This is a genomic window from Paenibacillus sp. L3-i20 (assembly GCF_022180385.2).
Lineage (GTDB): Bacteria > Bacillota > Bacilli > Paenibacillales > Paenibacillaceae > Pristimantibacillus.
This window is the reverse complement of record NZ_BQME02000001.1, coordinates 1,228,825-1,242,500: the sequence shown is the minus strand read 5'-3', so window position 1 is coordinate 1,242,500 and position 13,676 is coordinate 1,228,825. Positions and strand designations below refer to the sequence as shown.

General features: G+C 43.6%; 8 protein-coding genes and 2 rRNA genes (1 of these 10 running past the window's edge). 7 read left to right on the top strand and 3 right to left on the bottom strand.

The window, feature by feature from the left end:
- Positions 1 to 2,251 (top strand): 23S ribosomal RNA (locus tag MFF31_RS05955) (it extends 680 nt beyond the left edge of the window).
- Between the two features lie 126 nt (positions 2,252 to 2,377).
- Positions 2,378 to 2,494, top strand: a 5S ribosomal RNA gene (gene rrf, locus MFF31_RS05950).
- A 569-nt stretch (positions 2,495 to 3,063) separates the two neighbouring features.
- Here the strand turns inward: rrf and MFF31_RS05945 are convergent.
- The 3 genes from MFF31_RS05945 to MFF31_RS05935 all read right to left on the bottom strand — a co-directional run bounded on the left by MFF31_RS05945 (position 3,064) and on the right by MFF31_RS05935 (position 7,693).
- Entirely contained in the window at positions 3,064 to 6,708 is a 3,645-nt protein-coding gene (locus MFF31_RS05945) for an NEAT domain-containing protein (RefSeq protein ID WP_238187154.1), read from the bottom strand.
- Positions 6,709 to 6,827: 119 nt separating this feature from the next.
- A complete protein-coding gene (locus tag MFF31_RS05940; RefSeq protein ID WP_238187153.1) occupies positions 6,828 to 7,205 on the bottom strand; it encodes a hypothetical protein in 378 nt (125 codons plus the stop codon).
- 110 nt (positions 7,206 to 7,315) lie between these two features.
- Positions 7,316 to 7,693: a hypothetical protein gene (locus MFF31_RS05935; RefSeq protein WP_238187152.1), complete on the bottom strand. Its 378-nt coding sequence runs from the start codon at positions 7,691 to 7,693 to the stop codon at positions 7,316 to 7,318.
- A 462-nt stretch (positions 7,694 to 8,155) separates the two neighbouring features.
- On the opposite strand from MFF31_RS05935, the gene MFF31_RS05930 reads away from it, so the two are divergent.
- From MFF31_RS05930 to isdE, 5 genes are all read left to right on the top strand, one after another.
- On the top strand, positions 8,156 to 9,106 hold the full coding sequence (locus MFF31_RS05930; RefSeq protein WP_238187151.1) for an ABC transporter substrate-binding protein: 951 nt from the start codon (positions 8,156 to 8,158) through the stop codon (positions 9,104 to 9,106).
- Positions 9,103 to 10,101: a FecCD family ABC transporter permease gene (locus MFF31_RS05925; RefSeq protein WP_238187150.1), complete on the top strand. Its 999-nt coding sequence runs from the start codon at positions 9,103 to 9,105 to the stop codon at positions 10,099 to 10,101. Before MFF31_RS05930 ends, MFF31_RS05925 begins: the two co-directional genes overlap by 4 nt.
- Complete coding sequence (gene isdG, locus MFF31_RS25175; protein ID WP_282570427.1) at positions 10,102 to 11,220, top strand: heme oxygenase; 1,119 nt, start codon at positions 10,102 to 10,104, stop codon at positions 11,218 to 11,220.
- 347 nt (positions 11,221 to 11,567) lie between these two features.
- On the top strand, positions 11,568 to 12,686 hold the full coding sequence (gene isdC, locus MFF31_RS05910) for a heme uptake protein IsdC (protein ID WP_238187149.1): 1,119 nt from the start codon (positions 11,568 to 11,570) through the stop codon (positions 12,684 to 12,686).
- Positions 12,687 to 12,715: 29 nt separating this feature from the next.
- Positions 12,716 to 13,663 (top strand): heme ABC transporter substrate-binding protein IsdE, encoded by a 948-nt coding sequence (gene isdE, locus MFF31_RS05905; RefSeq protein WP_238187148.1) that lies wholly within the window; start codon positions 12,716 to 12,718, stop codon positions 13,661 to 13,663.
- The last annotated feature ends 13 nt before the right edge of the window (positions 13,664 to 13,676 follow it).

Here is a 13,676-nt window from a genome sequence, read left to right as displayed (position 1 = left end):
AGCGAGTCTGAATAGGGCGAATAAGTACGTGGTCGTAGACCCGAAACCGTGTGATCTACCCCTGTCCAGGGTGAAGGTGCGGTAACACGCACTGGAGGCCCGAACCCACGCATGTTGAAAAATGCGGGGATGAGGTGGGGGTAGCGGAGAAATTCCAATCGAACTCGGAGATAGCTGGTTCTCCCCGAAATAGCTTTAGGGCTAGCCTCGGATATGAGTGTCGTGGAGGTAGAGCACTGATTGGATGCGGGGCCCGCCAAGGGTTACCAAGTCTAGTCAAACTCCGAATGCCATAGACATGCTTACCGGGAGTCAGACAGTGAGTGCTAAGATCCATTGTCAAGAGGGAAACAGCCCAGATCATCAGCTAAGGTCCCCAAGTGTGTGTTAAGTGGGAAAGGATGTGGAGTTGCACAGACAACCAGGATGTTGGCTTAGAAGCAGCCACCATTTAAAGAGTGCGTAATAGCTCACTGGTCGAGTGACTCTGCGCCGAAAATGTAACGGGGCTAAACACACCACCGAAGCTATGACATTGCAGCTTGCTGCATTGGGTAGGGGAGCGTTGAATATACGTTGAAGGTATACCGTGAGGAGTGCTGGAGCGTATTCAAGTGAGAATGCCGGTATGAGTAACGAAAAGACAAGTGAGAATCTTGTCCGCCGAAAGCCTAAGGGTTCCTGAGGAAGGCTCGTCCTCTCAGGGTAAGTCGGGACCTAACGCGAGGCCGAAAGGCGTAGTGGATGGACAACAGGTTGAAATTCCTGTACCACCGAAGATCGTTTGAGCAATGGGGTGACACAGAAGGGCAGTGACGCGGACTGATGGAATAGTCCGTCTAAGCAGTGAGGCTAGTGTGTAGGCAAATCCGCACACTGTTAGGCTGGGCTGTGATGGGGAGCGAAAATTATAGTAGCGAAGGTCATGTACTCCGGCTGTCAAGAAAAGCCTCTAGTTAGATCAAGGTGCCCGTACCGCAAACCGACACAGGTAGGCGAGCAGAGCATGCTAAGGCGCGCGGAAGAACTCTCGTTAAGGAACTCGGCAAAATGACCCCGTAACTTCGGGAGAAGGGGTGCCTCGGTAGGGTTAATAGCCCGAGGGGGCCGCAGTGAATAGGCCCAATCGACTGTTTAGCAAAAACACAGGTCTGTGCGAAGCCGTAAGGCGAAGTATACGGGCTGACGCCTGCCCGGTGCTGGAAGGTTAAGGGGAGCGGTTAGGAGCAATCCGAAGCTGTGAACCGAAGCCCCAGTAAACGGCGGCCGTAACTATAACGGTCCTAAGGTAGCGAAATTCCTTGTCAGGTAAATTCTGACCCGCACGAATGGCGTAACGAATTGGGCGCTGTCTCAACGAGAGATCCGGTGAAATTTTAATACCTGTGAAGATGCAGGTTACCCGCGACAAGACGGAAAGACCCCATGGAGCTTTACTGCAGCTTGATATTGGACTTTGGTACGATCTGTACAGGATAGGTGGGAGCCATTGAAGCATGAGCGCCAGCTTGTGTGGAGGCGACGTTGGGATACCACCCTGATCGTATCGGAGTTCTAACCTACTACCGTGAAACCGGTAGAGGGACCGTGTCAGGCGGGCAGTTTGACTGGGGCGGTCGCCTCCTAAAATGTAACGGAGGCGCCCAAAGGTTCCCTCAGAATGGTTGGAAATCATTCGAAGAGTGCAAAGGCATAAGGGAGCTTGACTGCGAGACCTACAAGTCGAGCAGGGACGAAAGTCGGGCTTAGTGATCCGGTGGTACCGAATGGAAGGGCCATCGCTCAACGGATAAAAGCTACCCTGGGGATAACAGGCTTATCTCCCCCAAGAGTCCACATCGACGGGGAGGTTTGGCACCTCGATGTCGGCTCATCGCATCCTGGGGCTGAAGTAGGTCCCAAGGGTTGGGCTGTTCGCCCATTAAAGCGGTACGCGAGCTGGGTTCAGAACGTCGTGAGACAGTTCGGTCCCTATCTGTCGCGGGCGTAGGAAATTTGAGAGGAGCTGTCCTTAGTACGAGAGGACCGGGATGGACGTACCGCTGGTGTACCAGTTGTTCCGCCAGGAGCATAGCTGGGTAGCCAAGTACGGACGGGATAAACGCTGAAAGCATCTAAGCGTGAAGCCCCCCTCAAGATGAGATTTCCCAGTATGTAAGACCCCTTGAAGACGACGAGGTTGATAGGTTCGGGGTGGAAGTGCAGTAATGTACGGAGCTGACGAATACTAATCGGTCGAGGGCTTATCCTATAACGCTTATATAGGTCATACAACTTATAAGCAAACAGCTAAAGTAACTCAAGCTATTCTTTCGTATCCAGTTTTCAGGGCGCAAACACGCTTTGGATGAGATGTTTGCCACGAGCAAATGTCACGTTTGGTGGCGATGGCGAAGGGGAACCACGCGTTCCCATATCGAACACGACCGTTAAGCCCTTCAGCGCCGATGGTACTTGGACCGCAGGGTCCTGGGAGAGTAGGACGTCGCCAAGCACGAATGACCGACCACATTTATATGTGGTCGGTTTTTTGTTTTGATTGGAGACTTTCCTCTCCCACTGGGAGAGTGTCTAAACCTTTGTATCGAAGCCATACAAGGATGTTTGCCCGGCCTTAGTGGAAGGTTCAGACGCCGACCGTGATGTAGCTCAAGAAGGTGATTCAACCGGTGCGGAATGGACGTCGTAAAGCACAAATAAGTTTGAAGCTGACAATAATATGAATCGGGATGCATAATTTTTCGGCACGGTATGAGTATAGCCAAGTACGGATAGATGATCAATTCCTGTTATCTGAGGGAAGTTATTTTTAATTAGGCTCTACTTAATTGATGGCTTGCGTATAACTAGTTCTGCTATCTACAGGTTTGTTATGTTAATTGTCTTACTGTATGTAACATTCTAAGTGATTGCTGGTCATAGTGGTTGTGGTGCTCAAATAGGGGGAATCAGAGAACAGTAGGAGAAAGCCGATAAAAGCAAAAAAGAGGCATGATGTCTGCCTCTCTTTTGTTGCTTTGAGCGTTGCACTATACGGAGATTTTAGCGTACTTATTGAAAATGTTATTTCTCAAATGATTCCAGTAAACGCAATATAATTGTCAAAGCTTCTGCACGTGTTGCAACTTCATTTGGTGCAAATTTGTTATTATCTTTACCTGTTACTAAACCAGCTTTCGCAGCGGCGGTAACTTCTTTCTGAGCCCATACTGGGATGGATGCTGCATCTGCAAAATCAATTTTAGCGCCATCTTCCAGCTTAAGATTAGCTGCTCTAGCAACGATTATAGCTAATTGTACTCGAGTAAGTTGTTCTCCTGAACGGAAAGTTTCATCCTCAAATCCGCTCATTATCCCTGCTGCAACAACTCTTGCGATATGTGCTTTCGCCCAGTTCGGAGTAGAGCTGGAGTCTGCAAAGACGTTATCTGTATCTTCGCCTTCCAACATTAGTGCTCGGCTAATCATAACTGCAAATTGTCCACGAGTAATTTTATCATTTGGACGGAAACTGCCATCTGCATATCCGCTCAAAATGTTTAAGCTTGCTGCTTGCTCAATGGAAGACTTCGCCCAATGTTTTTCGATGTCATTAAATTTAACCGCTTCATTTGGCTTTTGTGCTTCCTCAGTTTTTTCTTTGTCTTTGTCCTTATCCTTCTCTTTGTCTTTAACTGCTTCTGGGTTTCCGCCTCCACCCGGGCTTGGGTTATTTCCACCAGGATTTTCTAATCCTGGAGGTGAGCCAACTTTACCGCTTCCACCTGGAACAACTGGATTAGCACCTGCAGGTCGAGCTGAACCTTCGTTAAATTTGTATTGAACAGTATATTCATGATCGTAAATAAAAGATTCTAGATTCCAATACACATCAACCCATCCAGGTATTTTTGATGATAGGTCGGACAATGTAAATGTTACGACACGAGTGTTGGTGTTAGGGTTATTTTCTGTGACTACACCGTTGCTACCGTTTAATGTGAGCCCAGTTATTTCTGCACTTTGTTTCACTGTAAAGGATACCGTTTTCGTACCGCCAGAAACCTTCACTAAAGCGGTGCTGAAAACATAACCATGCATAACAGACGTAGATTCTGTACCCTCTTTAAGAATAGTAAAGTTCATTAAGTAATACCCGTCAGCTGGATATGCAGGGCCAGTAGGAATGTTTGGCCCAGGACCTGTCGGCTTCTGAGGTATAACAGTTTCTTTAAATGTTGTTTGCGCACGTTGCAATGATTGTACCGCCGTTGCGATTGTCTCATTCGTTGCATTTAATCGTGCAGCTTCTTTATGTGCGCTATCAATTGCACTCCTGAAGGCAGTTTTGGACATTTCAAGATATTGTCCTGGTTCTATACCAACTTTAGCACCTTCATGTGTAGTTGTAGCTTCTTGAATGAGTTTATATAAGGCACTTGTATCGACATTATTGAAGTTTAATCTAATAGAATAGGTGTGATCGACATCACGATTAGGAACATCCACTAGAACCTCTGCTTCAACAAATGAAGAAACATTAGGGACGTTGAAAGTAACAGTTTTTGTTTTAGCTGCTGTGTCTTCACTCACAACGCTAGCATCCACAAGAGTTCCGTTTTGTTTAATTTTAAATCCTTTAACAACATCGCTGCTTAGAATCGTCATTGTAACATCTAATGAACCATCATCCTTAGTAGAGATTAGTGCAGGTTTGCGGAAATAACTTTCCATTGTAGATAACTTTTCTTCTATTGCATGAACAACCGAGAAGTTAATATTTTGCTTTACTGAAGTTTTCAACGCATTTATTGCTGTTTGTAATTCAGTTGTAGCGGATACTAGTTGCGGACGCGGTGTGCTCAAATATTTTGTTTTATACTGAGCATTTGTAATTGCTTCTTGTAGTTTAGTTTTGAAATGAGCCGGATATTGTCCAAGATCCGTTCCTACAATTGCGTTATCATGCAAAGTTTGTGCTTCGGTAATTAGCGTATTAAGATTATCATGAAAAGACTTGTTGAAGCTAATAAAGACTATTCTTGATGCATCCGCATAAGTTACTCTAAAAAAGCCGCCCCATTTGTTATTTACAGCTGCTGGTGTTTGTTGGGGGGCTAATACGGTTCCTTTTAAATAAGCTTGATATACTTTCTTTTCTTGAAACCCATCTTTGTTTACAGGGAACATATGTGGTTGCAAATAGAAATTATTTTGATCGGGTAGTCCAGTATTCGAATTATATGAACTAACTACGATAGATTTTTGCTTGAAATTAATATTATCATCAGGTTTATCGTTGAAGGTAATGTTTGCATACATATCGTAATATGGATCGGATGCGCTTTTTAAAATAACTGCAGTTTTGTCAAAGTCAGATGCATATTTCGATTCAACGCTACTATTGTCCAATGTATCAAGAACCTGAATAGCAACGGGCGATTGTTCTACAAATTTTTTCTTCTCGTTAACTTCACGACCAAAATCAGCGTTTGCTTCAGCAAAAGAATGATTTACTTTTGCTTGAGTCTTATTTGGATCACTGATTAGTGCTTTGAATTCTGTAATTTTCCTCTTGATTCCTGAACTTAATTTATAATCATCACCCGAAGAACTATCTTCTACAAATGGATATTCTTCCGCAGAAATAATCCAGTCATGCCGATATTGAGGCCCATCAGGATTTCTTGATGGAACTGGAGTTTCTCTTTCTGGATTAGGAACAGCTGTACCTACATCCTTAATCTCAGGAAGCCATGCCTCCATTTGAGTTATCCATTCGCTTAGCTTGGATGTATCTATTACATTTTTTTGCGATTCAAACTTTTTAATGGCTTGATCTACTATTGTGTAGGCTGCTTTTAGAATTTCTTTATTGCCCGGCATACTTTGTTCAGTTGCTAACGCACTAGTAATGGCGTCTTCAAGTTTTTTCTTGGAACCATCTGGATATGTGCCTTCTGTTTCGCCTTCATTGCTCGATTGGAGAAGGGTATTTGCAGATGCAACTCGATTATCAAACATTTCTTTTGTTACATCAGTGTTGCCGTTTTCACCTCCACCATTTTCTCCTGGAGTTAGGTCGATGTTTTCCAGATTTAATTCAATATGGCCATGATACCAGTGAACATAATTGATACCTTCAAGTTTACCTTCGGGATCATTAATAAACATTAGTAAATCCTGTTTTACCCACGGATCGATTATTTTATAAGAAATGACGGTATTCGCAGCGTTGGCTGCTTCGTTAGAAGTCACCACTGTATACCCATCCATGCCCGTAGCTGTCTCTACTCCATCAACGTTAGTAATAATTGCTTTGGCAGCATCTTTATTGCGTAATCCGAGAAATGAAAATGTGGAATGAACAATGTCAGTAATCTCATGTTGGAACGAAATATTTCCACCGTTAACAATTAGTTTACCAGTATTTTTAATCATATATTTGTCTGCCATTGATGTTTGATCACTATTATCTTTCAGATAACGGAAAGGGATCGTATATTCACCATTGGGAATTACTGGTGAGCTGGCTGTAATTGCGGATGAAGTTTTCTCAGTAACTGGAGGTTGTTCTACAGCAGGAGTTTCCTCAGTAACTTCAGCAGTAGGAGTACTTTCGACTACAGGAGCACCTTCGGTAGCGGAAGCAGGACCAATGTTTAGTGATACTAATAAAAACGCAAATGTCAGTAGCATTGCGACTATTTTCTTCATTGAGAATTTCAATTTACTTAACTCCTTTAATTAAATTAGTTTATCATTACTTATGATCTGAACTCTTGAGGAAGCAGCTATTAGTTACTTCCTTTTTTAATGAAATTATGAATAATTTATCTTTTCAGAGCTCATTTCCAATATAACTCCAAATTAAAATTTCTATTAATAGGGCCTGCAATCATTTTTAGTTTAATAGGAATATTTGCTCCATAGCTACCTGGTAATACAAGCGTTGTTAGATTTGTTCCTGCATTATAAGAGCCAGCGTAAACAACGCCGTCAACTTCAACTTGAGGAAAAAAGTTGCCTGTCAACTTGATCGTCACATTACCGTCTGATACTGTAGCATCAGCAGCGATGTAGGAGCTGAGAGTTTTATGGTAGTTGCCTTGATAATAGAAGTCATAGTTATAAGGTGTTGATGCAAATGCAGAAGTAGACATTGCCATTACAAGTACCAACATCATTAATGTCATGGAAAATGATTTTTTTAATAATTTCCCCATTTTAAATAACACTCCTTTTATGTTTTTTGGATCTAAACACTTGAGAAAGGAAGCAGCTGTTAGCTGCTTCCTTTCTTAATGAGATTATGAATGATTCATTAATCTACGGATTATTTCCAGTTCAAAAGCAAGTTGTAAGCTCTGCTATGAGGACCTGCAACGATTGATAGTTTAATTGGAGTATCTACTCCAATGCTTCCTGGGAATACAAAAGTTGTGTGGTTTGTTCCTGCATTATATGAGCCAGCGTAAACAACGCCGCCAACTTCTACTTGAGGGAAGTAGTTGCCTGTCAACTTGATCGTTACATTGCCACCTGATACCGTTGCGTCAGAAGCGATGTAGGAACTAGAGTGAGCATGGTAGGAGCCATTGTAGTCGAAGTCATAGTTATAAGGTGTTAGTGCGAATGCAGAAGCGGCCATAGCCATTACAAGTACCATCACCAGTAAAGTCATCGAAAGCGATTTTTTGAATAATTTTGTCATTTGAAATAACACTCCTTTTAATTTGGTTTATTGGTTTGGAACGGTAAAGCAACTTCTCCTGACGACTTCTAGCCAATCATGACGCGATAAGCTTCTACTTGAGGCGCTCCTCCCTTCAAATGGTCCGGTTCACGAAACTGTAAGAGGTAAACTAAAGTTAATGATTATCATTCTCAATGTATAATCAAAAAAAATAGTGCCCTTCATTGTATGATTCGTTGCAAGGTGACTCCCTCTACGGAACCTTTAACCAATTTTTGACTACGCTCCGCATTTTACTCTCTATTTATGAACGGAGCATGAACAATAGATTACAAATTTGGATTAGCATTCGAAACGGGGTAGCAGGCTGGAAAATGTAATCTGAAATTCATGCTCCGTTCACAATATAGAAGTAAAATCGTCGTATCGCAGTAATTGATAATGACTCTCACTTAAATTGGATTTGGAGGCTAACAGAAATTGAATACCATCGCATTGCGCTGCAAAGGGATTCTAGCAGTTGCCCTGATAGCTTCGGGCATTCTAACTGGCTGCAGTGCATCAGCAACAACAAGTGGGAGCACCAATGATGGAGGCCATACTTTTGTTGACTTCGCAGAGAGAAAGGTCGTACTCCCTAGTATTCCAGAGAGGATCGTAGCGTTAGGCAATGGAGAAGTAGACATTGTTACAGCACTTGGCGGCAACCTCGTAGGGCGACCAGATAACAATGGTGGACTTCCCAATGATACGGTGAAGGATGTGCCGATTGTAGGCTCTGTACATACAGTAGACTTGGAGCGTATTGCATCTTTGCAGCCAGATGTTGTATTAGGCAACTATCCGATCAACATTAATGATGTTCCACAGCTAGAGAGCATCGGTTCCAAAGTCGTATTGACTCATGCAAATTCAGTTGCTGATATTAAACGGCAAATACAGTTGTTCGGTGAAATTCTTCATCAAGAGAGTAAAGCTACAGAAATTATTAATCAGATGGATAAAGAGCTAGATGCAGCGAAGCTTATTTTGCCGAAAGATAAACAACGAGTATTGTTCGTATATGGAGCGCCTGGTACGTATTTGGCTGCATTGCCTAATTCGCTTGCAGGCGATTTACTCGAAGCTGCCGGTGGGGTCAATGTTGCGGCTGAATATCCGCGAATGCAAAATTTTCCGCAATATGCGCAGTTGAATACGGAACGTGTCGTTGAAGCAAGTCCAGATATTATTTTGATCATGACGCATGGAAGTTCTGAGAAGGTGGAGCAAGGTTTCATTCACGAGATGGAAGGTAATCCAGCATGGAGTTCACTTGCTGCTGTCCGTGAAGGAAGAATTCATGTACTGCCTGCTGAGCTGTTTGGTACGAACCCAGGTACGAAGGTAGCTCAGGCGATCAAACATCTTGGGGAGCTGCTGGCATCATGAATGTGAAGGAAAGAAATAACCGGAGAAGCTGGCTAGCGATTGCTGTAGTTCCCATTCTAATTGTTGCAGTTCTATATGGGGTTGGAAGCGGCTCGGTAGCTATATCCATTCCGGAAATTTGGCAAGTATTGCTTGGGAGCGGTGATGCTACTCATCAGTCAATTATATGGAATTTAAGGCTGCCAAGGGTATTGATTGGTTTGCTCGCAGGTGCTTGTTTGGCTGCTTCCGGAGCGCTTCTCCAAGGGGTTATGCGCAATCCACTGGCAGATCCCGGAATTATTGGAGTATCAGCAGGCGGAGGGGTGGCAGCGGTTATTGCGCTTGTTTTATTTCCCCAATTTGCCTATCTGTTGCCGGGCTTTGCATTTGTAGGGGCACTTATATCAGCGGTTGTTATCTATGTATTGGCATGGGATGGAAGTAGTTCACCTGTAAAAATCGTGCTCGCAGGTGTTGCGGTTAACGCGCTATTAGGCGGTGTAATGAACGGTATTATGGTACTTAACAGCGACCGCATTCAAAGTGTTCTACCATGGCTTGCAGGCGGATTAAGCGGTAGAAGCTGGCCGCATCTCATGTTTATGCTGCCTTATGCGGCCATTGGGCTTGCGCTTGTACCATTCGCTGCCAAAACGACGAATGTCCTTATGTTGGGTGATCAATCTGCTTCATCGCTCGGACAACATGTAGAGCGGCAAAGGCTGCTTATCGTTGCACTTGCAGCATTGTTAGCGGGAGCAGCGGTTAGCGTTGTTGGGTTAGTTGGTTTTGTTGGATTGATCGTGCCGCATGCTGTACGCCTCCTGATTGGAGAGGATTATCGTTATCTTCTTCCCTATTCCATTGCGGGTGGAGCGGCATTGATGGTAGTTGCAGATACGGCAGCTCGCAGCTGGTTTGATCCATTGGAGCTGCCGGCAGGTATTTTGCTTGCATGTATAGGCGCTCCCTTTTTCCTAGTGCTGCTTAAGAGAAGGAGGTTGATTAGATAGATGGCGATAAAGATGGAAGAGCTCTCCTATAAGCTTGAGCAGTTTGAACTGCAAGCTATTAATGCGACTGCACCGAAGGGGCAAATAACAGCAATTGTTGGTCGTAACGGTTCAGGGAAGTCTACTTTGCTTCGAATGATTGCCCGAGCAACTAAAGCGGATAGCGGTCAAATTGTGTATGAGGGCAAACAGGGCTCATCGTATTCCCGTAAAGATTTTGCCCGGATGGTGTCTGTACTAGGACAAGAGAAAGGCTTGATTCCGGACATTACTGTTCGTGAGCTTGTTGCAATGGGCAGAACACCACATCATTCGATGTTCCGCAGCAAGTTGACCGAAGCCGATGAGAAAGCAGTTAATTGGGCGTTATCTACAGTCGGCATAAGACATAACGAGGATCGGATGTTCTACACCTTATCCGGTGGTGAGCAACAGAAGGCGCGTATTGCGATGGCGCTCGCTCAGCAATCGGGCATCATTCTGTTAGATGAGCCGACTACTTTTTTAGATTTATCGCATCAGTTTGAAGTTATGGATATGCTCAGAAAGCTGAATCGTACGTTAGGGCTTACGATTGTAATGGTGCTTCACGATCTGCAGCAAGCAGCCGCATACAGCGATCATTTGATCGCGATGGAGGATGGTCGGATTGCAGCCAGCGGTCCGCCTGAGCAAGTTATTGATCAGCGATTTATGCTGAATGTGTTTGGATTAAGAGCTAAGGTGGATTTCCAAGGTGATTATCCGGTTATTATCCCAATCTTACAATCCAAGGAGGAATTATCAATGGTAATCGTAACGAATGTATCGCAAATAACAAAAGGCAGCGGTGAGAAGTTGGTAGAGCGCTTCAATCGCATCGGTAAGGTAGAGGCAATGAAGGGATTTCTTGGACTTGAAGTAATGATGACTGAAAATACTAAAGAATACGATGAGGTAACAGTTAGTACAAGGTGGGAAAGTAAAGCAGATTTCCAAGCCTGGACGCGGAGTGAAGCATTCCGTGAATCACATTCTCATCGAAAAACACCGGATTATATTCTTTCAAACAAAATCGCAACTTATGATGTATTGATTGTCCGTGATCCGTTGCCATTAGAGGAGCCACAAAACGTATAAAAACTCCAAATGGGCTTTTGAGAGTCAACTTTGGCTCTTGAAGCCCTTTCGCATGTCGACAACATTGTAGCAAAATCTCAAAAAAATGTTGACAGTATATGGATGGTACTGGTAGGATTGCTCATGACGATGATAATAATTATCATTATCATGAGAACAATGATTATGGTACAACGTTTCTTTTCTTTATTCATGGTGATCGTAGTACAATATTTCATTTTTTATTACTAGGTTCGTTCTACGGGTTGCAAGAGTACTGTATGTACTTACGACACGTTTCGATTATTTCAACAATGTTTTTAAGTACAAAGACCAATGATACGTAAATTGAGAGGATGGAGATAGAAGTGAAGAAACAAATAATGTTGTGCAGCATGCTCGCTGTGTTGTGGTTATCGATGTTGATCGCACCAGGAATAGCGACAGCGGCAACAAAATTGGCAGATGGGACGTATACTGCAGACTACTTGATTTTGAAAGCGGAGAACGACTCGGTATCAATGGCTAATGATTATTGGGAGAAGCCTGCAACAGTAACAATTAAGGATGGCAAAGCAAAAATTAGAGTGACGATTAACCATAGCTTTTGGGTGACGGATTTTAAAGTGCCAGGTGATGGCGGATATGTGGATACAAAAGTGATTAGTTCGAATAAAAAAGCAGATACAAGAATTGTAGAATTTGAGGCTGATATAGCTGAACCGATTATTTCCAAAATCCATGTAACAGTTGCAGAGATTGACTACGATCATGATTACACGATTAGATTTGCGTTCGATCAAGAGAGCTTTGAGTTAGTTAAAGGTGCGAGTAAGGATAAACCGAAGGCAAAAACAGAGAAACCGAAAGCAACTAATACACCAACAAAAACAAAACCAGAAAAAACAAATCCAGAAAAAACAAATCCAAAAACCGCGGTCAAAACAGAAGCTGTAAAATCGACAAGTACTGACGCGGAAGTGGCAGCAACAGTTGGAACAAAAGCGGTGAAATCAGATGAGACTACTAAGCCTGTTACAGTTGCAAGCGAGGCAACAACGGGCTCAACAATAGAAAAGGAAGCATCTACATCTTCATCGGAAAAGGAAGAAACTGTGGTGGCTGGAGCAACGGGTACAGGAGCAGAGACTGTAGTAGAACCTTCGGCGCAAGTCAATTCGACTGCGGAGCAAAAGGAAACACAACCTTCTACTAAGCCAGCAACCGATGAATCGAAGGATGAAGATAGAACTAAGAAGACCGAAACAGTAGACGCAACGAGTGGGACTGAGCAAGGTGAGGCAGCAACTGGTGAAACAAAAGAAAGCGTAGATTTAGCGGCAGTTAAGACGCTTTCAGCTTCAGGAGATAACTCCGCATTGTCTGATGAGAAGTCATCTTCGGGTATGAATTGGTGGACCCCAATAGCTGCTATTCTGCTGTTAGCTGTAGGGGCAGTATTTATTTGGCGAAGAAAGACTAAATAGCCGAAGGTTGTTGAGGAGGTTAAGTAACGATGTTTGGAACGAAATTAAGGTTCATTGCACTTATGACTTTAATCATGGTTAGTATAACCGGATGTGGTAATAGCGGAGCCAATAAAGGTACGCCAGGTGTGGAGAAATCGGCTGTAGCAAGTACGAAAACAGTCGAAAGTACAAAGACATCGTCCCCTACCGCAGAGGAGCCAAGGGTTGTCTCCACTACAGTTGCCATTACACAGATTATGGATTTGCTCGAAATCGATTTGGTCGGTATTCCGAAAAGCGTGAAAACATTGCCGACCCGTTATGACGGTTTAACGAAAGTAGGTAGTCCGATGAGCCCTGACATGGAACTGGTCAAGTCGCTCAGGCCAACTGAGGTGCTCTCTGTAACGACGCTGCAATATGATCTGGAGCCGGTATTCGAAAACGCTAAAATTGCTGCAACATTTCTTGACTTTACTAGCCTTGAGAAAATGCAAGCTGAGATTATTAAGCTGGGTGAAAAGTTTGGCAAGCAGGAGAAAGCTGCACAGATTGTAAATGAATACGATGAAACGTTAAAGGAAATCCGCAAAGCTACTGAAGGCAAGCAGCCACCTACTGTCCTTATTTTGTTAGGGGTTCCCGGCAGTTATTTGGTAGCGACTGAACATTCCTATGTTGGGGATTTAGTTGAGTTGTTAGGCGGAGTTAATATTGTGCAGGGAGAGAAGGTGGAGTTCCTTGCGTCTAATACGGAATATTTGCAGCAATCAGATCCTGATGTCATTTTGCGCCTTGCACATGGAATGCCGAAGGAAGTTGTAGAAATGTTCGACGAAGAGTTTAAAAAAAATGATATTTGGCATCATTTCAAAGCGGTCAAAACGGGGCGTGTATACGATCTGGAGGAAAAACTGTTCGGTACAACTGGCAACATTGAGGTTGGTGGTGCATTGGAAGCTCTGTTGCCATTGTTATATCCCGAATCTTCATAAAGGAAAGTGAGAA

Bases quoted from the DNA above. Each gene is read 5' to 3' on its own strand.
- MFF31_RS05940 (WP_238187153.1), bottom strand. From the start codon at position 7,205: ATGGGGAAATTATTAAAAAAATCATTTTCCATGACATTAATGATGTTG.
- MFF31_RS05935 (WP_238187152.1), bottom strand. From the start codon at position 7,693: ATGACAAAATTATTCAAAAAATCGCTTTCGATGACTTTACTGGTGATG.
- MFF31_RS05925 (WP_238187150.1), top strand. From the start codon at position 9,103: ATGAATGTGAAGGAAAGAAATAACCGGAGAAGCTGGCTAGCGATTGCT.
- isdG (WP_282570427.1), top strand. From the start codon at position 10,102: ATGGCGATAAAGATGGAAGAGCTCTCCTATAAGCTTGAGCAGTTTGAA.
- isdE (WP_238187148.1), top strand. From the start codon at position 12,716: ATGTTTGGAACGAAATTAAGGTTCATTGCACTTATGACTTTAATCATG.